Genomic DNA, 23,050 nt, shown 5'->3' with positions numbered 1-23,050 from the left:
CGTGCGCTCAGATCCGCGTCGTCCGACCGAGCCATCCCGGAATGGTCGTGAACGGCTCTGCGGCGCGCAACTGCTGGAGGCAGCTGATCATGGTGTCGTAACGGTCGGCGCCGAGCTGCCGCCGCCACTCCGTCTCCCGTTCGCCGAGGAGGCGTCCGCTCGCCGCGAGGAAGTCGTTCGCACGCGGGGTGCGAGTGATGACGGATGCCCGTGCGTCATCGGGATCGACGTGGCGGTCGACCAGGCCGAGCGACTCCATCGAGGCGGCCGTCCTGGCCGCGGCCTGCTTCGTCACGCCGAGTCGCCGCGCGAACTCGCTGATCGACACACCGCCTTCGGCGATCGACTGCAACGCGAATCCATGGAGTGGCCGGAGGTCTTCGAAGCCGAGCTCTCGGAGCTGCTCGTGCAGCTCGTCGATGACCTCGCGAAACGACCCGATGAGGAGGATCGGCAATTCGCCTGGGGGGTGTTGCGCCATGAGCCGATTCTCTCGCACTTGCGGATGTTGGACAACGACGTTTACCATCTAGACAACGATGTTGTCTCAGGAGGCGACTCATGTCGATCACTCGAGTGGCTTCGACCGAAACCCGTTCATCGGGAACCGCGACCTCGGCGATGGAGACCCTGGCATCCCCGACCGTGGGTGGAAGCAACCGCACGAGCCTGTGGCGAGTCCGGATGTCCGCGGGTCAACCGGGTCCACGGCACATCATCGACTCCGAGCAGATCTGGACCGTGCTGACCGGCGAAGCATCGTTCCACTCCGAGTCCGACCAGTTCGCCGTCACTGCCGGTGACACCGTCATCGTGCCGGCCGATGTCGTGCGCACCGTCATCGCGTCGAGCGACTGCGAGTTCCTGGTGTGCGGAAGCCCGAGCGCCGTGGCCTCGATTCCGGGGAGCGACGCAGCCCCGGTCGCCCCGCCGTGGGTGCGATGAGCCCGACGCCGACGCCGACGTGGCGCCGATGCGGCGTCGCGTTCGCGTCCTGAACGCTCAGCCCCGCGCGAGCGCGAGCGAGAACTCGACGAACCCGTCGGGCTCGACCGAGACGAAGCCGAGGTTCGGCGCCTCGACGCCGAAGTCGGCGAAGGTGATCGGGATGCTGCCGGCGACCTGGCCGTCGCTGCCGTTCCAGACCGCGTCGAGGTCGACGGTCACGGTGCGCGTGACGCCCGCGAGGGTGAGCTCGCCCGTCGCCTGCACCGTCTGCACGCCGCCGACGACGGGGGCTGCGTCGACCGCGATCGGTTCGGTGAGCACGAAGGTCGCCGTCGGGAACTCGTCGACCCGCAACGCGGTCGAGCGGAAGTACTCGTCGCGGTTGCCCGAGTCGGTCTCGATCGACGCGACGTCGACTTCGAGCGACGCGGCTGTGAGCCTCAACCCGTCGACTGTGAAGCTGCCGGTCACGTCGGAGGTGCGCCCGGTCACCGTCACATCGGTGCCGTTCAGCACCTCGTCGACGCGGTAGCCCGCGAACGAGCCGCCTGTCACGGTCCACTCGCCGGTGAGATCGGATGCCTCCGTGCCCGCCTCGGCCGTCGCCGACGGCGCCGCAGTCACCGAGGGTGCTGTCTCGGGCTCGCCGACGATGAGATCGCGATAGACGATCGGGCCCGCGATGGCGGCGGTCGCACCGAGCACGAGCACTCCGGCGACGATCGAGGCGGTGATGATCTTCGTGCGCTTCTGCAATGCAGCTCCAAAGGGGTGGGGCTTCGAGCTTCGCCGATCACGGTATGAGAACGCAGTGAATGCGTCGCGACACTGTCGAGATGACGGCTGATGACGCAGACTGTCGTGCATGAGTGACCCCGACGACGCCGTCGACCCCCACGTGCTCGGCCCCGGCCTCCTGCCGACGCCCTTCACGGCCGACGAGATCCGCGCGGCGAGCGGTGCGGGCAAGCTGATCCGCATCCTCGTCGAGCAGCCCGACGGCGAGCGGTTCGAGCGCATCAATCGCTTCAGCGACTGCGATGACGAGGGAGCGACGCTCGAGCGCTGGCTCGTCGCCGCCGACGGCGGAGTCGAGGGCGAGGTCTCGAGTGGGCGGGTGACGTGGCGCGAGCTGCAGGGGCACGCCGCGTTCCCGGACGACCGCACGACGGTGACCGAGGAGACGATCGAGCTGCAGATCGGTCGCGTCGAGTGCGTGCGCTACGACACGCGCGACGAGGTGCCGGATGCCGCGGTCGAGTCGTTCTGGTTCGCCCGGTCGTTCCCGGGCATGCCGGTGCGGTTCGAGTCGCCGACGCCCGGCGGCGTCGTGCGCACCACGGTGCTCGCCGTCGAGGTGATGCGCTGACCGATGGCGCCTCGACCGGCTGACGACGGGCGGCAACGCCCGCCGATCGCTGGCGCGCCACGCGGCATCCGTCTACCGTGAAGTCGGGGGAGATTCGGCGCGGAAGTCGGAATACCAACCCTCTCGGCAAAGTTGAGTTAAGTACACTCAAGTTTTGAACGAAGGGAGAGCCTGTGGCCAACATGCAGGGTGCGCCGAGCTCGCAGGAAGAGCAGAAGTCGGCGCTCGAACAGTACGGCGTCAACCTCACCGAGATCGCGAAGGCGGGCAAGCTCGACCCCGTGATCGGTCGGGATTCCGAGATCCGCCGCGTCAGCCAGGTGCTCACGCGGCGCACGAAGAACAACCCCGTGCTCATCGGCGAACCCGGCGTCGGCAAGACCGCCGTCGTCGAAGGCCTCGCCCAGCGCATCGTCGCGGGCGACGTCGCCGAGTCGCTGAAGGGCAAGCAGCTCATCTCACTCGACATCTCCGCGCTCGTCGCCGGTGCGATGTACCGCGGCCAGTTCGAGGAGCGGCTGAAGGCCGTGCTCAAGGAGATCAACGACGCCGAGGGCGAGATCATCACCTTCGTCGACGAACTGCACCTGCTCATGGGCGCGGGCGGCGGCGAGGGGTCCGTCGCGGCGTCCAACATGCTGAAGCCCATGCTCGCCCGCGGTGAGCTGCGGCTCATCGGCGCGACCACGCTCAACGAGTACCGCGAATACATCGAGAAGGATGCCGCGCTCGAACGCCGCTTCCAGCAGGTGTACGTCGGCGAGCCGAGCGTCGAAGACACGATCGCGATCCTCCGCGGGCTCAAGGGCCGCTACGAGGCCCACCACGGGGTCACGATCTCCGATGCCGCCCTCGTCGCCGCGGCATCCCTGTCGAACCGGTACATCTCGGCGCGGCAGCTGCCCGACAAGGCGATCGACCTCGTCGACGAGGCCATGTCGCGCCTCAAGATGGAGATCGACTCGAGCCCCGTCGAGATCGACCAGCTGAAGCGGCAGGTCGACCGCATGAAGCTCGAGGAGCTCGCCCTCAAGAAGGAGAAGGACGACGCGTCGAAGGAACGGCTCGCGAAGCTGCGCGAGACGCTCCTCGAGCAGGAGCGCGAACTCGCGGGCCTCGAGGCCCGCTGGGCGCGCGAGCGGATGTCGCTGAACCGCGTCGGCGATCTGAAGAAGCAGCTCGACGACGCCGTCACGCAGCGCGACCGCGCCATGCGCGAGGCCGACTACGCCAAGGCGTCGAAGCTCGAGTACGAGACGATCGCCCGGCTGCAGCGCGACCTCGAGGCCGCCGAGCAGGCCGAGCAGGCTCCCGACGAGCCCCGCATGGTCAACGAGCAGGTCACCGAAGAGGACATCGCCCAGGTCATCGCCGCGTGGACGGGCATCCCCGTCGGCCGGCTGCTGCAGGGCGAGACCGAGAAGCTGCTGCACCTCGAGCAGGAGCTCGGCAAGCGCCTCATCGGGCAGAAGCGCGCCGTCGCGGCGGTCGCCGACTCGGTGCGCCGCTCGCGCGCCGGCATCAGCGACCCCAACCGGCCGACCGGGTCCTTCCTGTTCCTCGGTCCGACGGGTGTCGGCAAGACCGAGCTCGCGAAGGCACTCGCCGAGTTCCTCTTCGACGATGAGCACGCCATGGTGCGCATCGACATGTCGGAGTACGGCGAGAAGTTCTCGGTCTCCCGGCTCGTCGGCGCGCCCCCCGGATACGTCGGCTACGACCAGGGCGGCCAGCTCACCGAGGCCGTGCGTCGTCGCCCCTACTCGGTGATCCTCTTCGACGAGGTCGAGAAGGCGCACCCCGAGGTCTTCGACGTGCTGCTGCAGGTGCTCGACGACGGCCGTCTCACCGACGGCCAGGGTCGCACGGTGGACTTCAGGAACACCATCCTGATCCTCACGTCGAACCTCGGCTCGCAGTACCTCGTCGACCCCGGCCTCAGCTGGGACGAGAAGGAGCAGGCCGTGCTGCAGACCGTGCGGCAGGCCTTCAAGCCCGAGTTCGTGAACCGGCTCGACGACATCGTCGTGTTCTCGGCGCTCAGCGAAGACGAGCTCGCCGAGATCGTCAACCTCTACATCGACCGGCTGTCGGCGCGACTGCACGAGCGGCGACTGCAGCTCGGCGTCACTCCCGACGCGAGGGCGTGGCTCGCCGAGCGCGGGTACGACCCGCTGTACGGCGCGAGGCCGCTGCGCCGGCTCATGCAGCACGAGATCGATGACCGACTCGCCCGGGCGCTGCTCACGGGCGAGGTGCGCGACGGCGACACCGTCGTGGTCGGGCTCGCCGACGACGGCGACTCGCTCACGGTGGCACGGGCCGACGCCTCGGCCGACTAGGCGAACACCACGCGGCATCCGTTCGACGCAAGAGCGGATGCCGCGTCGTGCTGTCCACGGCAGGCGACGTGACCCGGTCTGCCCGCCGTGGTGATCTGCCGGGTCGCGCGTCAGTCGACGGCGACGTCGCTCTCGGAGCTGCTCTCGGGCTCGGGCGCACGCACGCCGTTTGCGCTCGCCGGGATGCGTCGCTCGAGGGCGAGTGCCAGCGCGCCGATGCCGAGACAGCCGATGACCATCACGGCGATGTAGACGGCGTCGAGGTCGTGGTCGAGCAGCAGGCCGGCGGCGACCGGCCCGGCGATCGCGCCGCCCTGGAACGCGGCCGAGTTGATCGCGTTGTAGCGGCCGCGATTGTGGTCGGAGGCGAGGTCGTTGTAGATGGCCGGTACCGTCGGCTGCAACAGGGTCTCGCCGAAGGCGAAGACGCCCATGAACGCGAGCACGCCGATGGCCGCGGCGAGGGTGTCGGGCAGCAGGCCCGCCGCGCCGAGGATCAGCCACGAGGTCGCCCAGACGCCCGCCATCACCCACATCACCCGGGTGCGCCGCTTGCCGCTGATCTTCGCGAGCACGGTGAACTGCAGCAGCACGATGACCGCGGTGTTCACCGCGAACGAGAGTCCGATCACCCGGGTCGAGACCTCGGCCACCTGACGCGCGTACGCCGGGAAGCCGGCCTCCATCTGGCCGTAGCCGATGAACATGGCGATGAACGTGAGGAGCGTGAGCCACAGCACCGCCGGCTGGCGCAGGATCTCGCGATACCCGCCCGCCGCGGCCGACTCCTCGGTCGGCTCGGCCTGCGTGCGCACGTGGCGCAGGGGGCCGAGCAGGAGCGCCATGGGGATCAGGGCGCTGGCGGCGTCGATGAGGAAGATCACGGTGAAGGTCTCGGGCGAGTCGACGTCGACGTAGAACCCGCCGATGATGCCGCCGACGCCGATGCCGAGGTTCACGAGCGCGAAGTTCACGCCGAAGTACTGCTGCCTGAGGTCGCCCGAGACGACTGCCGCGATGAGCGCGTTGAACCCCGGCCAGGAGACGCCGAAGTTCACGCCGATCAGCACGAGGGCGACGGCGGCGACGGCCGGATGCGTCGCGAACGCGAGCAGCGTGCAGCCGGCGATCATCGAGACGAGGCCGGCGAGCAGCACGGCCTTCGCGCCGAAGCGGTCGATGAGGGTGCCGCCCGGGCCGGTGACGATGAGTCCGACCACGGCGATGAGGCTCATGAGCGCGCCCGAGAGCCCGAGGTCGAATCCGCGCACCTCATGCAGGTAGATGATCGTGAACGGCAGGGTGAGCCCCCGGCCGAGCGTCTGGATGGCGACGGTCGACAGCAGCCACCGGCCCTCGGTGGGCAGGGCACTCCAGAACGTCCTCGCGCTGATCACTTCAGCATTCTGTTGGAGCCTGCCGACATTCCGCCACTCGCCGCGGAGGGATGATGCCCCGGCCGGGGTCTTCCGCCGCTGCCGCTCGCAGCGCTACTGTGGCGACAGCAGTTCGATCCCGGGGGAGGCGACATGTCTGCAGTGAACGGAGACGAGATCGGCGAGGTCGTGCTGACGCACGGCCAGCGACGCGGCATCCGATTGATCGGATTGGCCGGCGTGGTCGGCGGCATCCTGTTGATCATCGTCGCGATCATCGCCTGGATCGGGGTCTCGAACCAGCTCCGCGCCGAGAACATCACGATCCCCGACGACTCTCCGTACTTCGCGGGCAAGACCGTCGACGGGCCGGTCGACGCCTTCATCCAGGCCGGTGTCATCAACGCGCACGCGCTCGAGGCGAGCGGCGGCAAGACGTACGCCGAGCTCGACCAGGACGACCCCGTGCGCGACACCGTGATGAACGCGTCGTTCCTGCGGGCTTCGCTCTTCACCTCGGTCGTCTCGTTCGGCGTCGCGCTGTTCGCAGCCGGGGTCGGCGTGATCTTCGTGCTCTTCGGCTGGGCGCTGCGCATGCTCGTGCCCTCTCCGGCGCGGGTGTCGGCGAGAGCCACGGCTCCGCCCGCGGCGGCCTGAGACCGCCCCGTCCGTTCATGAGACGGGCGTAGGCTCCGGCACATGCTGGTGGGAGCTGGACCGGGAACCGACGGCGCCCTCGTCGTCGAGACCGAGACGGGCGCGGTGCGCGGGGTGCGCCGGCACGGCGTGCGCTGCTGGCGGGGCGTCCCGTATGCGGCGTCGACGGGCGGCGACGCTCGTTTCCGTGCGCCCCGGGCGGCGTCGGGCTGGGACGGCGTGCGCGATGCCGCCGAGTTCGGTCCGGTGGCACCGCAGAAGCGGAAGGGCCAGTTCATCGGCGCGGCGCCGAGCCTCGTGCGCAGCGAGGACTGCCTGAGCGTCAACGTGATCGCTCCCGACGATGCGGCGGGGCCGACGGGCCGGCCGGTCATGGTGTTCATCCACGGCGGCGCCTACAGCGTGGGCTCCTCGGGGGAGTACCCCCGTCAGGGCGAACGACTCGTGCGCGAGCACGGGATCGTCTACGCCAGCATGAACTACCGCCTCGGGGCGCTCGGCTGGCTCGACTTCCGCCGCTACTCGACGCCCGAGCGCCCGATCGAGGCGAACCTCGGCCTGCGAGATCAGGTCGCCGCGCTCGAATGGGTGCGCCGCAACATCCGCTCGTTCGGCGGGGACCCCGACCGCGTGACGCTCTTCGGCGAGTCGGCCGGTGCGAACTCGGTGACGACGCTGCTCACGGTGCCCGCCGCCGAGGGCCTGTTCAGCCGGGCGATCGCGCAGAGCTCGCCGGCGAACGCCGTGTACCTGCCCGAGACGACGGCGAGATGGGCTCACGAGTACGTGCAGCTGCTGAGCCGCGTGGTCGACGACGACGACCTCGAGAGCGAGTCGGTCGAGGATGCCGCGGCGATGCTGTGCACCGCCGACGCCATGAAACTCGCCGAGGCGACGACCGCACTCACGATCCGCACCCCCGACGAGGACCCCGGCACGATCAGCCTCGCGCCGGTGATCGACGGCGGGTTCCTGCCGCATCGCCCGCTCGACGCGTTCCGCGACGGGCTCGCGCACCGGGTGCCGCTCATCATCGGCACCAACGACCGCGAGGGGTCGCTCTTCGAGGGGCGCATCAGCATCCTGCCGACGACGAAGCCGCGCATCCGTGCGATCTTCGCGAACACGCGGAAGAAGTCGCGCAAGGCCATCAAACGCCAATACCCCGGGCTTCCCGATCGGCGGCCTGCGGCCGACTTCGCCGGGGACTTCACGTTCTGGTTCCCGTCGGTGAAGGTCGCGGAGCGGCATGCGCGGTTCGCGCCGACGCACATGTACCGATTCGATGCGGCCCCGCGGATGCCGCGGCTCCTCGGCCTCGATGCGACCCACGGTCTCGAACTCTTCGCGCTCTTCGAGAAGTTCGACACCCTGACCGGCGCCGGGCTCACGATGCTCGGCGGGCGCCGCATGTTCCGTGCGGTCGGGCGGCGCATGCAGGCGCACTGGGTCGCGCTCGCGGCATCCGGAGCACCGCTCGACGACTGGCCGCGATACGACGAGGTGACCAGGCGCACGCTCGTGTTCGATCGGGTCGACCGCATCGAGCTCGACCCGCGGCGCGAGAAGCGACTCGCCTGGCAGGAGTTCGTGCCGCACGTGTGAGCACGGGCGGTTTTCGACAACCGCAGTCGGGGCGGCGCGCGTAGGCTCGGAGCATGCTCGCCACCGTCATCCACGCGCCCCGTGACATCCGTGTCGAAACCGTGCCCGACCCGGTGCTCTCCACCGGCGCCGACGCCATCGTGAAGGTCGTCGCCGCGTGCGTCTGCGGCTCCGACCTCTGGCCGTACCGCGGCGTGACGCCGACCGACGAGCCGCACCGCATCGGGCACGAGTTCATCGGCGTCGTCGAGGCGATCGGCGAGGACGTCGCGGTGGTCGCCGTCGGCGACTTCGTGATCGCCCCCTTCTACGTGTGCGACAACACGTGCGCGAACTGCCGCAACGGCGTCTCGACCTCGTGCCTGAACGGCGGATGGTGGGGCTCCGACGACCGCGTCGGCGGCTTCGCCGACGGCGGCCAGGGCGAGCGCGTTCGCGTGCCGCTCGCCGACGGCACGCTGGTCGTCGTGCCCGGACCGGTGGGCGACGACGAGGTGCCCGGGCTCCTGACGCTCGCCGACGTCATGGGCACCGGCCACCACGCCGCGGTCTCCGCCGGCGTCTCGGCCGGCGACTCGGTCGCCGTCGTGGGTGACGGCGCGGTCGGCCTCTGCGCGATCATCGCGTCGAAGCGACTCGGCGCCACGACGATCATCGCGATGTCGCGGCATCCCGAACGCCAGGCGCTCGCCCGCCGGTTCGGCGCGACCCACATCGTCGAGGAGCGCGGCGCCGAGGGCGTCGCGCGGGTGCAGGAGCTCACCGGGGGCATCGGCGCCGACCGGGTGCTCGAGTGCGTCGGCACGAAGGAGTCGATGGACCAGGCGATCCGCTCGACCCGCCCCGGCGGAATGGTCGGCTACGTCGGCGCGCCGAACGGCGGGCCCGAGCTGCCCGTGCGCCCGCTCTTCAATCGCAACGTGGGCGTGAACGGCGGGGTCGCGCCGGTGCGCGGCTACATCGAGGAGCTGCTGCCCGATGTGCGCTCGGGCGCGATCGAGCCCGGGCTCGTGTTCGACCTCGAGCTGCCGCTCGCCGATGCCGCCGAGGCGTACGCCGCGATGGACGAGCGACGCGCCACGAAGGTGCTGCTGCGGCCATGAGCGAGCTGCTCGAACGGCTCGTCGCCGAAGCATCCGAACTGCAGTTCGACCGGTTCACCCTCGACGACGCATGGGTGGTCGGAGGGCGGCTGCGAGCGGCAGCCGCCGAGGCGGGGCATCCGGTCGCGATCGCGATCTGGTTCGGGTCGCAGCGGGTGTTCCACGCCGCCCTGCCCGGCGCCACCGCCGACAACGACGCGTGGCTCGATCGCAAGCACCGCGTCGTCGAGCGGTACGGGAAGGCCTCGATGCTCGTCGGCGAGGAGTTCCGCGCGAAGGGCGAGGACTTCGACGTGCACGCCCGCCTCGACCCGCGCGAGTTCGCGGCGCACGGCGGGGTCGTGCCGATCCGCATCCGCGAGGTCGGGGTCATCGGCGCCGTCGGCGTGTCGGGGCTGCCGGAGCTCGCTGATCACGAGCTCGTCGTCGCGCAGCTGCGTGCACATCTGCGTGACCGGGTCGGCGACTGACGAGCCGGTGATGCCGGCGACGGCATCCCGGTGCGGGTTGGTCAGGCGTCGATGTCGTCGAGGCGCGCGATGACGACGCCTCGCGTGCAGAGTCGTGCGTGCGCGGTCAGGCGTCGATGTCGGAGACGCGCGATGACGACGCCTCGCGTGCAGAGTCGTGCGTGCGCGGTCAAGCGTCGATGTCGTCGAGGCGCGCGATGACGACCTCGAGCAGGCGGGCGAGCTCGGCGCGTTCGGTGTCGCCGAGGTCTTGCAGCACGTCGGACTCGACGACGTCGGAGTCGCGGATCGCCTGACTGAACAGGCCCCAGCCCTCCTCGGTGAGGCTGACGAGGATGCGGGTGCGGTTGTCGGGATCGGCTGCGCGCTCGACGAGGCCGCGCTCGGCGAGCTTGTCGAGGCGATGCGTCATCGACGACGGCGCGACGTTCGTGAGCTCCGCGAGCTGGCTCGGGGTGAGGGCCTCTCCGGCTTTGGCCAGCGAGGTGACGACGGCCCACTCGCCCGAGCTCACGTCGAGGTCGGTGAGCTGCCTGACGTACCACTGGTCGAGCTTCTTCGTGAGCCCCTGCACAGCGGTGATGACCCGCTGCACCGACTCCTCGCCGCCCGCGGCGACGTAGGTGGCGACGGCGCGGCGATGCAGTTCCTGCGCTGACGGGGTGCGTTTGGCCATAGGGGCATTCTCGCACGTCAATTTCGGATGCTAATATTTCGATATCGAATAGTTCGTGTTCGAATCATCGCTTCCCCTCCCGTGACGCGCAGGCGAGGCATCCGTCTCACTCGAGACTCTCGACTCCGGAAAGGTGGCGTGCCCGTGCGCGCGAAACTGCTCATTCTCGCATCGAGCATCGGCATGCTCGGCTGGGGTGCCGTGCTCCCCTACCAGTACGCCTACGCGGCCGACACGCGAGGCTGGGGCGCCCTCGTCGCGGCGGCCGCGTCGTCGCTCTTCTCGGTGGGCGCGCTCGTCGCCGCGCCGATCGCGGGCAGGCTGGCAGACCGGTACAACCCCGTGCACGTCGCCGTCGTCGCGCAGCTGCTCGGTGCCGTCGGCGCCGCCTCGCTGGTCTTCGCCGACAGCCCTGCCGTCTTCCTCGGCGGCATGCTCGTCTTCGGTCTGGGCCTGGCCGCCGCGGTTCCCGCCAAGCAGGTGCTCGCGCTCGAGTGGTCGTCGACCGACGATCGACGCAAGGTCTTCGCGTACAAGTTCACCGGAGAGGCGCTCGGCATGGCCGCCGGCGCGTTCTTGGCCGGGCAGATCATCGACCTCGGCCGGCACGACGGACTCGACATCGGATTCCTCATGGCCGCCGCCGGCTTCGCGGTGTCGTCAGCGATCATCGCGCTCGCCGGGCGCGGTGCCCGACGCTCTGCGGAGTTCACCGCCGAGGCCGTCACCGGGCTGTCCGACGAGCGACGCCCCGGGGCGTTCCGCCTGGTGTTCGCGAACCCCGCGCTGCGCTGGACCTCGGTCATCATGATCGCGCTCGCGCTCGGGTTCTACGCGCAGTTCGAGTCGGGCATTCCCGCATACGGCATCACCGTGCTCGAGGTCGACCCCGTCGCGGTCGGCACCGCAGCGGCCGTGAACTGCATCGTGATCGTCGCCCTGCAGGTCGTGGTCGTGCGCCTCACGGCGAAGGTCAGCGCGCCCGTTCTGCTCATGGTGGTCGGCGGCATCTGGGTCGTCGCGTGGCTCGTGCTCGCGAGTGCGCAGCTCGCGCCGGGCGTCGCGTCGGCGATGTTCGTCATGACCTATGGCATCTTCGCGGTGGGTGAGACGATCTACAGCCCCGTGCTGAACCCGCTCATCGCCTCGCTCGCGCGGAAGGGCATGGTCGGCAGCACGCTCGGCGCGATGTCGGCGCTGCAGACGTCGTTCACCGCCGCCGGCCCGCTCGTCGCCGGAGTGCTGCTCGGCGCGGGGCTCGGCGACGTGTTCCTCGGCATGCACCTCGCCCTCAGCGTGCTCGCGGTCTTCGCCGCGTGGCGACTGAAGCGTGTGATCGCGGCGATGCCGGTGCGGCACGAGCCGCCGACGCGGCCGATCTCGATCGTCGACCCGGTCGACGCCTGAGCGATGCTCCGAGCGGCGGGCGGGCGGTGACGGCTCGAGCGGCGCGCGTCGACGCCGCTCGAGCCGTCGCCGAGCTCGCCGGCTCAGTCGGTGCCCGGCACGAGCACGCGCAGCGCGATCAGACTCGGGTCGCCCTCGGCCCACTCGGTGGTCAGCGCCACGTACCGCGCGGTCGCCTCGACGACCACGGAACCGCGCGGTGCGCCGGCCTTGATCGACCCGACATCGCGGAACGTGATGCCGTCGTCGCTCACCGACACGGTCGCCGCCGGGGCGTCATCGCCGTTCCACTGCGTGGTGACCGTGCCGATCGGCTGCGCCGTACCCAGGTCGGTGACCATGCGTCCGTTCGCCCCCGGGGTCCACGTGGTGCGGGTGTCGTCGTCGACCGCGCCCTGCGGTGAGGTCATGCCCTCGGGCAGCACGGATGCCGGGAACGTCAGCGTGCTCAGCGCCAGGTCGGGCATCGGGAACGGTGTCGCGCCCCGGAACGATGTGGCGGCCGCGACCTTCGGCTTGCCCACGGGCAGCGTCCGCGTCTCGCCGGTCTCGACGTTCGTCACGTCGAGCGTCCGCGTGGCGGCCGCGTCGGCACGGGCATCCCCGCCGTCCGGCCTCGCGACGCGCACCGTACGGCCGTCGACCACCGACACCGTGACGCCGGCCGCCTGCGCGGCCGAGGTCGGCACCGTGGCGCGCGGAGCGAGCACGACGGCGTCGCCCGCGGGCACCGTGACGGTGAGGTTCGAGGCATCGGCTCCGAGCACCTGGTCGCCGGCGAACAGCGACACGGTGTCGCCGACGTAGGGGACCGCGACGTCGGTCGTGACGTCGGCGCCCGTGAGGTTGAAGGCGGTGAGGTAGCCGTCGAGCGAGCTCACGAGCAGTCCATCGGCGTGCGGCTGCAGTGCCGCATCCTGCGCGGCCGTCGCGGCGGCGTCGCCCGGCACCATCTCGACGAGCATCGGACGGTCTCCGCCGCCGAGGCGGACGGTGTTGATCCCCTCCTTCTCGCTCGACACGGTGATCGGGGCCTGCCCGCCGCGCACGACGAAGCCGGCCGTGCCCTCGACGTTGATCCACGAGCCCTCGGTCGTGATGACCTGGTCGCCCGTGTAGCGGAAGCTCGCGGCATCCTGCCAGGTCTCGGCGTCGGCCGACACCTGGATGCGGTACTCGCGACCGGCCGATGCCTCCCAGCCCAGCTGCACCTGCGTGATCGCGGTGGGCGCGCCGAGGTCGACCTGGATCCAGGAGTCGGCCCGGGTTCGGTCGGCACGCGACACGGCCCAGCGCGAGGCGGGGTCGCTGTCGGTCACGCTCGACGGGGCGCGACCCGCGTCCGAGCTCGATGCCGTCGCAGGCCTGCCCGCCGCTGCGTCGACGCCGGTCGCCGTCAGCGCGCGCATCGAGTAGAGCGAGTAGCCGTAGGCGGGGTCGCCCTGCACACCCTGCATCCGCACGAACCTCGCTTCGACCGGAGCCGGGGCGGTCGCTCCTGCCGGCGTCAGGTCGACCGTGTCGAGGCGTGCGACGTTGGCGTCGGCACTGCCGGTGTAGGCGGTCTGCGTGGTCCAGGTCTGGCCGTCCGACGAGGTCTGCACGAGATAGCGCTCACCGGCGCTCGCCTCCCAGGCCAGACGCACCGAACCGATGGTCTTCTCTGCGCCCAGATCGACCTGGATCCACGAGTCCGCACGCGTGCGCTCGGCGACGGCGACGGCCCAGCGTGTCGCGGGGTTGGCGTCGGTGACGGTCGAGGCCCGGCGGGCCGGGTCCTCGCTCGATGCGGTCGCGGGGCGCCCGGCGGCGAGGTCCATCGTGGCCTCGTCAGCCGTGCCGTAGGCGTGCACCGAGTACAGCGAGTAGCCGTAGCGGGCGTTGCCCTGCTGGCCCTGGATGCGCACGAAACGCGTCGACACCGGGTCGAACGACAGGTCGTCGATGCGGGCGGCGTTCGCGTCGGCCGGGTTCGGCGGCGTCACGACGGGAAGGGTGTCGGTGGCCGATCCCTCGGCCGTGGAGTACGTGCGCGAGCCGTCGAGGCCGTTGTAGCCGCTGAGGTCGAGGTTGCGCACCGAGACGGTGCCGTCCTGCCAGCCGGCGCCGGTCGAGGCGTACAGTGCCGCGCCGCTCGGCAGCGTCACCTGGCCCGCGTAGCCGTCGCCGACGCGGAAGACGGATGCCGTGCCCTCGAAGCCGTCGCGCGGCCCGGTGTAGGTGCTCGTGTGCCGGCCGGCGACCGTCGCTGCGGAGTTCGGGTACAGGTACGGCGTCGCGCCTGACAGCGCGAACAGCCACGAGTCATGGCCCGGAACCCAAGGGAACTTCAGGAAGCCCTTCTTGCTGGATGCCGCGGCCCACGCGTTCGAGGACTGCTGCACCGAGAGACCGGGGCCGGCGCCGAAGTCGCGCACGCCGGCGAGACGGGCGAAGAACTCGTCCGGCGGTGTGGCCTGAACGACCCCCTCAACCGATTCGGCGGCCTCGACGTGCAGGAGGTACGAGATCGCGATCTCGGCGCGCGCCTCGGGTTCGTACTTCGGCTCTCCCGAGAACTTGGCGAGCCGGTCGACCGGCGCGTACGCCTGGTAGGCCTCGAGCGATGCGGCCATGTTCGCCTCGGCGCGCACGGCGTCGGGGTCGCGCAGCACCTGACCGAGGAAGGCCATCGGGATCACGTCGCGGCCATAGAGGTACTCGCGGTCGTTGACCATCGGCATGAACGGTTCGCCCTGATTCGACATCACCATCTTGATCGACTGCCAGAGCTCGGCCGAGTTCGGCTGGTGCTTCAGGTACTCGGGGATCGGCTGATCGTTCAGGATGAACTGGATCGCGTTGCGCCCGCCCGAACGCCAGATGTCGGACTGGTAGTGCGGGCCGAACGACCCGTGGTTCTCGACGAGGTACGTGTCGTAGATCGTCTGCATCGTGTTCGTCGACACCGGCTTCCCGGCGACGACGGCGGGGTTGTTGAGGTCGGCGGTGGGCTGGCCGGCGGCGTTGCGAGCCCAGTCGCCGAGCTGCTCGTTCCAGCGAGGAGCATCGGCATGGTCGGGTGCCCAGGCGAGACCGGGCGCGAGCGCCTGCGTGTACACGCCCGCCTCCTCCTGCGCGGTGTCGCCCTCGTGCTTGCCGGTGGGCCAGTCGGCCGTCCACGAGCCCGACAGCGGGTCGTTGCCGTAGTCGAGGTCTGACGTGTAGGCCGACTGCCCGACGGCGATCGTCTCGAGGTGCTTCTGCGTCGCGGCGTCGAGCTGATCCCACAGCACGCGTCCCGCGTCGAGGAAGTAGGACTGGAACGTGGAGTCCCAGAACATCTTCTTGCCCCAGGTGCCGTTCGGGTCGACGAAGCGGTTCTTGGCGGCGTAGTAGCGGATCGTGTCGATCGTGCGCTGTGTGAGCTGGTCCTTCGAGATGCCGGTGATCTCGGCGTCGTAGTCGCCGTGCGTGACGATCACGGCGTTGCCGAGCACCACCGCGAAGTTGAAGTCCTTGAACTGGTACGCGTTGATCGCCGGATCCCAGACCGTGTTCACCCAGCGCGTGTGGCGCAGCAGGGCGGCGTAGTAGTCGGCGGCGATCTCGTCAGGGGCGCCGAAGGCGGTCTTCACGGCGGGAGCGGCGGATGCCTGGGCCGCGGGTGCCAGCGCAGCGGGGGCGAGGGCGGCGAGCGGTGCGGCGAGGGCCGCCGCCAGGGCGAGCCCGATGGCGCGGTGCCGTCGGGACGTCTTCGCGTCGCGAGCGGGGGTGGGGCCGGAGCGGGCCATGGTGTCTCCTGGATTCAGCGGCCTTCGAGGTGCCGCGTGTGGATCGACAGGAGTCATGTCGGTACAACTCTGGATGACAACGCTGTCAGAACGGTTGCGGGAAGGCTAACCCGGGGGTCGTCGGGGTGTCAAGAGCGTTTCGGCGAGAGGACCGGGCCCACCCGCATACTCGACGACCGCGAGCGCCGCGAGTCGTGATCTCGACTCGCGGGGCTCGTGTCGCAGTCGTGCCCGCCTGCCCGCCCGGGCAGCGCGTTGCTCGCTACTCGCCGACGAGCACGAGTTCCGAGAGGGGCTTGCGCAGGCGCGGGGCGCTCTCGCGCTCGCGGAGCGCATCGGGCAGCGCGTCGACGTCGCCGAGCACGCCGATCGTGGTGATCGAGACGACCTCGAGGTTGTCGGCGAGGTCGAATGCTGCGTGCAGCGCGGCGGCGTCGAAGCCGCCCATCTGGTGGGTGTGCAGACCCTCGTGCTGCGCCTGGACGGTGAGGTGCGCGACGGCCTGCCCGAGGTCGTAGCGCGCCCAAGGGCGGGGCTTGCCCTCGGCATCGGCGATCTCGGCGATGTTGAGCACGAGTGCGGCGGCGGAGTCGGCCCAGACCTGGTTGAAGCCCTGCATCGCGTCGTGCGCGGTCGTGAACGCGGGGGTTCCGCGGCGGGCGACGATGAAGCGCCAGGGCTGCGAATTGTTCGCCGACGGCGCCCAGCGCGCGGCCTCGAGGACGGTGCGCAGCGTCTCGGCGTCGACGACCGCGTTCGGGTCGAAGGCGCGGGGGCTCCAGCGGTGGACCAGCGGGTCGATGAGCGGGGCCGTCGTGTCGGCCTTGCGGGAGGTGAGTTCGGTGAAGAGCGTCATGGTGCGCCAGCTTTCGAGAGGGGGAACAGAAGCAGGGGCGCCGTCGTCCCAGTCCATTGCAACGCATGGACCTGTGAGGCATTCCCAGAATGTCCCACGATGACGTGGTCACCGGTCAGGGCTGGGCGTCCGGGCTGGATGGGCAGGGGTCGCCGCCCTCGTACGATGGGCGGATGATCACCCTCGAGGGCCCGGCCGCCCGCGTGCTCTCGGCCTACACGCATCTCATGGTCGAGCGCGGCATCCGCGGTGCGACCCTCGAGAGCGTGGCGAGTCGCGCCGGCCTCTCGAAGTCGGGGGCGCTGCACCACTTCGCGTCGGTGAGCGCACTGCAGGCGGCGCTGCTCATCGAGCTGCGGGCGCAGGCGCGCCGCGACGCCGACGAGATGCGCACCGCGCCCGAGGGCGTGGTGCGGTACTACCTCGTGTCGTCGCTCGACCGCGACAGCGAGCTCGAGCTCCTCATCGAGGCCGCGTACCGCATCGGCCAGACCGGTGACGACGCCGCCCTCGAGGTGCTCCGCGAATGCCGCAGCGGGTGGCTCGACGTGCTCGCCGCCGCGACGGGCGACGAACGCCTCGCGCGCATGGTGCTGTTCGCGGGCGACGGCATGAACCACAACGCGCTCCTGGACCTGCCGGTGGGTGAAGACGTGCTCACCGACGAGCACGTCGAGGAGTTGATCGCCGCGTTCGAGGCGATGCAGTCGGGCGGCGACGCGGCCTGAGAGAGGTCCTCCCGCGCGGACACGATCCGTCGATGCGCCCGTGACCGACCGTCTGGTCGGTCTGTGTACACTTGGACCTCGCGCCTGTCGGCCCCGCCCGCACGCGTCTCCATCCTCGAGGGCGAGAAGGTACCTGATGAGCACTCCAACGGTCGGCACAGCACCCGCCACCGATCCCACGCCCACGAAGGGCCTCGCGATCGGCAAGCTCGGACTCTGGGGTTCGACCGTCATCGGCATCGCCTCGACCGCGCCCCTGTTCTCGCTCGCCGCAACCCTCGGCTACGTCATCATCGCCGTCGGTGCGCAGGCGCCCGTCGCGTTCATCCTGGCGTTCGTGCCGATGCTCTTCACGGCCTTCGCCTACCGCGAGCTCAACAACGCCGTGCCCGACTGCGGCACCGTGTTCACCTGGGCGGCGAAGGCGTTCGGCCCGCGCACCGGGTGGATGGCGGGGTGGAGCATCGCCGTCGCGGGCGTGCTCGTCATGGCGAACCTCGCCGAGATCGCCTCGGTGTACCTGCTCACCCTGATCGGCGACGGCTCCCTCGCCGAGAACCGCCTCATCGTCACCGGCTTCGGCTGCGTCATCATCGCGGTCATGACCTGGGTGTCGCTGCGCGGCGTCGAGATCGGCGAGCGCATGCAGCAGGTGCTCCTCGTGATCCAGTACCTCGCGATGGCCGCGTTCGTGGTCGGCTGCCTCATCGGCTTCTTCGGCGGCAGCGCCCCCGACCCGACCCCGGTCTCGCTCGACTGGTTCAACCCGTTCCTCGCCGACGGCACCGGCATGGTGCAGGCGATCCTGCTCGCGCTCTTCATCTACTGGGGCTGGGACACGTGCCTCGCCCTGACCGAGGAGACGAAGGACCCGCGTCGCACGCCCGGCCGCGCCGCCACCCTCACGACGGTCATCCTGCTCGTCACCTACGTGGGCATCACCGTCGTCGCCATGATGTACGCCGGCCTCGGCGACACCGGCACGGGCCTCGCGAACGAGGCGCACGCCGACGACGTGTTCACGGTGCTGGCCGGCATGGCGATGGGGCCGTTCGGCTGGTTCCTCGTGATCGCCGTCGCGATCTCGGCGCTGTCGTCGTCGCAGACGACCATCCTGCCGACCGCCCGCGGCACCTTCGCGATGGGCGTCTACCAGGCTCTGCCCGCGCGGTTCGCGAAGGTGAGCGAGGCGTCGAAGACGCCGACCTTCTCGACGACCCTCGTCGGCGTCATCGCGATCGTCTACTACGCGGGCATGAACCTCGTCTCGACCGACGTGCTCGCCGACTCACTGCTCTCGATGGGCCTCGCCATCGCGTTCTTCTACGCCATCGCGAGCTTCGCGTGCGTGTGGTACTTCCGCAGCACGCTCTTCGCCAGCCGTCGGAACTTCTTCTACCGCCTCGTGTTCCCGCTGCTCGGCGGACTGTTCATGACGTGGGCGTTCGTGCAGTCGGCGATCGACATGCTCGACCCCGACTACGGCTACTCGCAGCTCGCCGGCGTCGGCGGCGCCTTCATCGTCGGCATCGGCTCGCTCCTGCTCGGTGTGGTGCTGATGTTCGTGTGGGCGCTCTTCCCGGGGTCGCGCGACTACTTCCAGAAGCGCTCGCTCAACCGCGACACCGAGGTGCTCGCGCCCGAGTAGGGTCGGGCGAGCGCCGGTCGGAGCGATCCGACCGGCGCTGCCGGCCAGGCGCTACGCCGCGGCGAGCTCCTCGCGGATGCCGGCGACGAACGCGTCGATGTCGGCCTCGCTCGTGTCGAACGAGCACATCCAGCGCACCTCGCCGCGCGCGGCATCCCAGTCGTAGAAGCGGAACCGCTCGCGGAGCCGGTCGGCGACGCCCGCCGGCAGCGTCGCGAAGACGCCGTTCGACTGCGTCTGCTGCGAGAAGCCGAGGCCGGGCAGCTCGCCGGCCGCGATGCCAGCGTCGAGCGCGTCGCGCAGGCGCCGGGCCATGGCGTTCGCGTGGCGGGCGCTGTCGATCCAGAGGTCGCCCTCGTAGAGCGCGATGAGCTGCGCCGAGGTGAAGCGCATCTTCGACGCGAGCTGCATGTTGAGCTTGCGCAGGTACTTGAGACCAACGGATGCCTCGGGGTTCAGCACCACGATGGCCTCGGCGCCGAGCGCGCCGTTCTTGGTGCCGCCGACGCTCAGCACATCGACCCCGGCGTCGCGCGTGAACGCGCGGAGGGGGAGGTCGAGCGACGCCGCGGCGTTCGAGAGGCGCGCGCCGTCCATGTGCAGGGTCATGCCGCGCTCGTGCACGTGGTCGGCGATCGCGCGCACCTCGTCGGCGGTGTACGCCGTGCCGAGCTCGGTGGTCTGCGTGATCGACACCACGAGCGGCTGCGCGCGGTGCTCGTCGCCCCAGCCCCACGCCTCGCGGTCGATGAGGTCGATCGTGAGCTTGCCGTCGGGTGCGGGAACCGTGAGCAGCTTCATGCCGCCGACGCGCTCGGGGGCGCCGCCCTCGTCGGAGTTGATGTGCGCGGTGCTCGCCGAGATCACGGCGCCCCAGCGCGGGAGCATCGACTGCAGTGCGGTGACGTTCGCGCCGGTGCCGTTGAAGACGGGGAACGCCTCGATGCCCTCGCCGAAGTGCCGCGCGAAGACCTGCTGCAGGCGCTCGGTGTAGACGTCTTCGCCGTAGGCGACCTGGTGGCCGTCGTTGGCGGCGGCGATCGCCGCGAGCACCTCGGGGTGCACGCCCGAGTAGTTGTCGGAGGCGAAGCCGCGGACGGTGGTGTCGTGGAGCTGTTCAGTCACTGAACCATCCTCGCACTGCTGCGGAACGAGCGGATGCCGCGGGCGGCACTCGCCCGCGGCATCCGCTCGCCGTGCTCAGCCCTTCAGCGCCTCGCCCCACGGCACGCGGGCGCCGGTCTTCAGCAGCGAGCTGCGATAGATGCGCTCCCCGATCACGACCGCGAGCGCCGCGGTGGCGAGCAGGATCGCGAGCGAGACGAACGGCTCCCACCACTCGGCGCTGCCGAGGAAGACGCGCATCGGCATGCCGACGGGCGCCGAGAACGGCACGTAGCTCATGATCGCGAGCACGGTCGGGTTGTCGTTGAAGAAGATCACGAGGAAGTACGGGATCATCACGAGCATCGTCACGGGCGTCGTGACCGTGCCGATGTCCTCGGCCCGGGAGACGAGCGCCGCCGTCGCCGCGAACAGGGCGGCGAGCATCACGAAGCCGATCGCGAAGAACACGATGAACCAGATGACCGAGGGGCCGAGCCCGCCGAGCAGCACCCGCTGGCCGGTGAGCATGAGCCCGAGCAGTGCGAGCACCGCGATCGCGAGGATCTGCCCGAATGCGAGCAGGCTGTTGCCGATCACCTTGCCCGTCAGCAGTGCACGAGCCGACACCGTCGAGAGCAGGATCTCGACGACCCGGGTCTGCTTCTCCTCGACGACCGACTGCGCGATCGTCGTGCCGAAGGTGAGCGCCGACATGAAGAACACGATGCCGAAGCCGAACGCCACGAAGTACGCGAGCATCGGGTCGACCGCAGCCGGGTCGAGCAGCTCGACCGTGGGGCTCACCGAGAGTGCCGCGACGACCTCGTTCGGGGCCGACTCGAGCCCGAGCACCACGATGCCGAGCGGTTCGGATGCCGCGGGGGCCACGATCGCCTCGACGTCGCCGTCGCGCAGCATCTGCTCCGCGGCATCCTGATCTGCGGCGGGCACCGCCTCGAGCGCCGGGTTGCCCTCGACGACGTCGGTCGCGCCGGCGACCACCGCCACCTTCGGCAGCTCGGACTGGGAGCCGAACATGCTGCCGAGCACGACCGAGGCGAGCACGGCGAGCATGAGCACGCCCGTCGAGATGAGGAACGCCTTGCTGCGCATGCGCATCGTGATCTCGCGCCCCGAGATGAGCCTGACCGTCTCGACGAAGCCGGGGGCGCTGCGGTCGTCGTCGGTGCTGCGGGTGCGCGATGCGCTGGTGTCGAGAGTCACTGCACGACCTCCGTGAAGATCTGGGCGAGCGTCGTGTGCTCGCGGGTGAAGCTGATGACGTCGCCGCGGGCGACGGCCTCGGCGAGAGCGGCCCGCCGAGCGGCATCCGACTCGGCCTCGAAGACGGCCCAGCCGCCGTCGAAGTCGGCGACGCGGATGCCGGGCTGCTGGCGCAGCCACCCGAGATCGCCCGAGGTGAGGAGCTCCCAGCGGTCGGAGCCGTGCTCGGCACGGAGGGAGTCGCGACTGCCGGCCGCGGCGATGCGGCCGCCCGCGATGATGACGAGGTCGTCGCAGAGCCGCTCGACGATGTCGAGCTGGTGGGAGGAGAAGAGCACCGGGGCGCCGGATGCCGCGGCATCCGCCAGCACGCCCTGCACCGTCTCGACGGCCATGGGGTCGAGACCCGAGAACGGCTCGTCGAGCACGAGCACCTCGGGGCGGTGCACGAGCGCCGCCGCGATCTGGGCCCGCTGCTGGTTGCCGAGCGAGAGCGACTCGATCGTGTCGTTCGTGCGCTCGCCGAGGCCGAGTCGCTCGAGCAGTTCGAGGGCGTTGCGTTGGGCGGCGGCGGCGCTCCAGCCGTGCAGGCGGGCGAGGTAGACCGTCTGCTCGAGCACGCGCATCTTCGGGTAGAGCCCCCGCTCCTCGGGCATGTAGCCGAAGCGGCGCCGGTCGGCGCTCGTCAGCGCCTGGCCGCCGAGCGTGACGGTGCCGCCGTCGGACGCGAGCACGCCGAGGATGATGCGCATCGTCGTGGTCTTGCCGGCTCCGTTGCCGCCGACGAAGCCGGTGAGCCGGCCGTCGCCGACGGTGAAGCTCACATGGTCGAGGGCGAGGCGCTCGCCGTAGCGCTTGGTGACGTCGTGGAGTTCGAGCATGCCCACACGCTACGGATGTCGCGCGCCCGCGGCATCCGTCTCGCGGCGGGTTCTCGGACGCCGCTCCGCTCCCCACTCAACCGTGCGGGGGAGGCGCTCACCGGGAATCGGGTGTCAGGCCGAACGGGTGAGCGGGCGGGCCTCGAAGAGGGTGCGCAGCACGATCGTCGCGCGCACCTGCGCCGGGAGCGAGGTGCGCAGGCGCACGAGCAGTTCGGCGAGGTCGGCGGTCGTCGCCACCCGGGCGACCGCGAGGTGGCCGGCGTCGCCCGAGATCGCGTAGCAGGACTCGATCTCGGGGTAGGCGTCGAGTCGGGCGCCGAGGTCTCCGACCGACGCGGGGTCGAGCGCGGAGATCTCGAGGAAGGCGGAGACCGGCAGCCCGACCGCCTGCGGGTCGATGACCGCGCGGTAGCCGGTGATGACGCCGCGCTGCTCGAGGCGCTGCACGCGCGACTGCACGGCCGAGGTCGAGAGGCCGGTGAGCGTCGCGAGCGTAGCGAGCGTCGTGCGTCCGTCGGCGGCGAGCGCCGAGACGATGCGCTGGTCGATGTCGTTGTCGAGACGTGGTGTCGCGGCCGGGTCGCTCATGCGCTCCACGATAGTGCGCGGAACCGGCGATGGCTTCGACGGGGTTCGTGTCGCTCGACGCATGAGATAGGGTTCAGATGTTCAGCCTGGAGCAATGGAGCCCGGCTCGACCGGCCTGAGGATCGAGCAACCCCCTCCGCGACGCGCGGCAGATGTGCTCCGGGTTGATTGTGATGCCCTTCGAGTGGCAATTTTCCGACGAGATCCCTTGTATCTCGGATTTCCGCCGCACCCGGAACGGATCCTACGGATTGTTGCCGTTCGGTAAATTCCGATACGAATCGTATCT

Annotated in this window: 20 protein-coding genes; 10 read left to right on the top strand and 10 right to left on the bottom strand. The window is 70.3% G+C overall.

Going from position 1 to position 23,050, the window contains the following annotated elements; genetic code table 11:
- Positions 1–7 precede the first annotated feature (7 nt).
- Positions 8–481 carry a MarR family winged helix-turn-helix transcriptional regulator gene (locus BJY17_RS11710; protein ID WP_179551507.1) on the bottom strand — a complete coding sequence of 158 codons (474 nt, stop codon included), beginning with the start codon at positions 479–481 and terminating at the stop codon, positions 8–10.
- Between the two features lie 203 nt (positions 482–684).
- Between BJY17_RS11710 and BJY17_RS11705 the strand changes: the two genes are divergently transcribed.
- Positions 685–945: a cupin domain-containing protein gene (locus BJY17_RS11705; RefSeq protein ID WP_179551506.1), complete on the top strand. Its 261-nt coding sequence runs from the start codon at positions 685–687 to the stop codon at positions 943–945.
- A 57-nt stretch (positions 946–1,002) separates the two neighbouring features.
- Here the strand turns inward: BJY17_RS11705 and BJY17_RS11700 are convergent, their stop codons facing one another.
- A complete protein-coding gene (locus BJY17_RS11700; RefSeq protein WP_179551505.1) occupies positions 1,003–1,704 on the bottom strand; it encodes a YceI family protein in 702 nt (233 codons plus the stop codon).
- 109 nt (positions 1,705–1,813) lie between these two features.
- On the opposite strand from BJY17_RS11700, the gene BJY17_RS11695 reads away from it, so the two are divergent.
- Entirely contained in the window at positions 1,814–2,317 is a 504-nt protein-coding gene (locus BJY17_RS11695) for a hypothetical protein (RefSeq protein WP_179551504.1), read from the top strand.
- A gap of 173 nt (positions 2,318–2,490) precedes the next feature.
- Positions 2,491–4,659 (top strand): ATP-dependent Clp protease ATP-binding subunit, encoded by a 2,169-nt coding sequence (locus BJY17_RS11690; protein WP_179551503.1) that lies wholly within the window; start codon positions 2,491–2,493, stop codon positions 4,657–4,659.
- 110 nt (positions 4,660–4,769) lie between these two features.
- Here BJY17_RS11690 and BJY17_RS11685 read toward each other — a convergent pair whose 3' ends face one another.
- Positions 4,770–6,056 (bottom strand): MFS transporter, encoded by a 1,287-nt coding sequence (locus tag BJY17_RS11685; RefSeq protein WP_179551502.1) that lies wholly within the window; start codon positions 6,054–6,056, stop codon positions 4,770–4,772.
- 132 nt (positions 6,057–6,188) lie between these two features.
- Between BJY17_RS11685 and BJY17_RS11680 the strand changes: the two genes are divergently transcribed.
- The 4 genes from BJY17_RS11680 to BJY17_RS11665 are packed head-to-tail and all read left to right on the top strand — an operon-like array spanning position 6,189 to position 9,870.
- The gene (locus BJY17_RS11680; protein WP_179551501.1) at positions 6,189–6,692 is read left to right on the top strand and encodes an aromatic ring-opening dioxygenase LigA; all 504 of its coding nucleotides are present in this window, start codon (positions 6,189–6,191) and stop codon (positions 6,690–6,692) included.
- 42 nt (positions 6,693–6,734) lie between these two features.
- Positions 6,735–8,297: a carboxylesterase/lipase family protein gene (locus BJY17_RS11675; RefSeq protein ID WP_179551500.1), complete on the top strand. Its 1,563-nt coding sequence runs from the start codon at positions 6,735–6,737 to the stop codon at positions 8,295–8,297.
- Positions 8,298–8,350: 53 nt separating this feature from the next.
- Complete coding sequence (locus BJY17_RS11670; RefSeq protein ID WP_179551499.1) at positions 8,351–9,400, top strand: zinc-dependent alcohol dehydrogenase family protein; 1,050 nt, start codon at positions 8,351–8,353, stop codon at positions 9,398–9,400.
- Complete coding sequence (locus BJY17_RS11665) at positions 9,397–9,870, top strand: heme-degrading domain-containing protein (protein WP_179551498.1); 474 nt, start codon at positions 9,397–9,399, stop codon at positions 9,868–9,870. The genes BJY17_RS11670 and BJY17_RS11665 overlap by 4 nt, the downstream gene beginning before the upstream one ends.
- 169 nt (positions 9,871–10,039) lie before the next feature.
- Here BJY17_RS11665 and BJY17_RS11660 read toward each other — a convergent pair whose 3' ends face one another.
- Positions 10,040–10,546, bottom strand: coding sequence for a MarR family winged helix-turn-helix transcriptional regulator (locus BJY17_RS11660; RefSeq protein WP_056654619.1), 507 nt, complete (start codon positions 10,544–10,546; stop codon positions 10,040–10,042).
- A 144-nt stretch (positions 10,547–10,690) separates the two neighbouring features.
- Here BJY17_RS11660 and BJY17_RS11655 point away from each other — a divergent pair, with 144 nt between their 5' ends.
- Positions 10,691–11,953, top strand: a complete 1,263-nt coding sequence (locus BJY17_RS11655; RefSeq protein ID WP_179551497.1) for an MFS transporter — start codon at positions 10,691–10,693, stop codon at positions 11,951–11,953.
- Between the two features lie 83 nt (positions 11,954–12,036).
- Here the strand turns inward: BJY17_RS11655 and BJY17_RS11650 are convergent, their stop codons facing one another.
- Positions 12,037–15,726: a discoidin domain-containing protein gene (locus BJY17_RS11650; protein ID WP_179551496.1), complete on the bottom strand. Its 3,690-nt coding sequence runs from the start codon at positions 15,724–15,726 to the stop codon at positions 12,037–12,039.
- Between the two features lie 262 nt (positions 15,727–15,988).
- Positions 15,989–16,582, bottom strand: a complete 594-nt coding sequence (locus BJY17_RS11645) for a nitroreductase family protein (RefSeq protein WP_179551495.1) — start codon at positions 16,580–16,582, stop codon at positions 15,989–15,991.
- A gap of 173 nt (positions 16,583–16,755) precedes the next feature.
- On the opposite strand from BJY17_RS11645, the gene BJY17_RS11640 reads away from it, so the two are divergent.
- Both BJY17_RS11640 and BJY17_RS11635 read left to right on the top strand, forming a co-directional pair.
- Entirely contained in the window at positions 16,756–17,310 is a 555-nt protein-coding gene (locus tag BJY17_RS11640) for a TetR family transcriptional regulator (RefSeq protein ID WP_179551494.1), read from the top strand.
- A 136-nt stretch (positions 17,311–17,446) separates the two neighbouring features.
- Positions 17,447–18,958, top strand: a complete 1,512-nt coding sequence (locus BJY17_RS11635) for an APC family permease (RefSeq protein ID WP_179551493.1) — start codon at positions 17,447–17,449, stop codon at positions 18,956–18,958.
- Positions 18,959–19,009: 51 nt separating this feature from the next.
- Here BJY17_RS11635 and BJY17_RS11630 read toward each other — a convergent pair whose 3' ends face one another.
- From BJY17_RS11630 to BJY17_RS11615, 4 genes are all read right to left on the bottom strand, one after another.
- Positions 19,010–20,083 carry a threonine aldolase family protein gene (locus BJY17_RS11630; RefSeq protein ID WP_179551492.1) on the bottom strand — a complete coding sequence of 358 codons (1,074 nt, stop codon included), beginning with the start codon at positions 20,081–20,083 and terminating at the stop codon, positions 19,010–19,012.
- A gap of 75 nt (positions 20,084–20,158) precedes the next feature.
- Positions 20,159–21,289, bottom strand: coding sequence for an ABC transporter permease (locus BJY17_RS11625; RefSeq protein ID WP_322789820.1), 1,131 nt, complete (start codon positions 21,287–21,289; stop codon positions 20,159–20,161).
- Complete coding sequence (locus BJY17_RS11620; protein ID WP_179551491.1) at positions 21,286–22,170, bottom strand: ABC transporter ATP-binding protein; 885 nt, start codon at positions 22,168–22,170, stop codon at positions 21,286–21,288. The genes BJY17_RS11625 and BJY17_RS11620 overlap by 4 nt, the downstream gene beginning before the upstream one ends.
- A gap of 114 nt (positions 22,171–22,284) precedes the next feature.
- A complete protein-coding gene (locus tag BJY17_RS11615) occupies positions 22,285–22,761 on the bottom strand; it encodes an Lrp/AsnC family transcriptional regulator (protein ID WP_179551490.1) in 477 nt (158 codons plus the stop codon).
- Positions 22,762–23,050: the final 289 nt, after the last annotated feature.

Origin of the sequence: Agromyces hippuratus (assembly GCF_013410355.1) — a bacterium.
Lineage (GTDB): Bacteria > Actinomycetota > Actinomycetes > Actinomycetales > Microbacteriaceae > Agromyces > Agromyces hippuratus.
The sequence above is the reverse complement of the archived record's forward strand: the minus strand, read 5'-3'. Positions and strand labels throughout refer to the sequence as shown.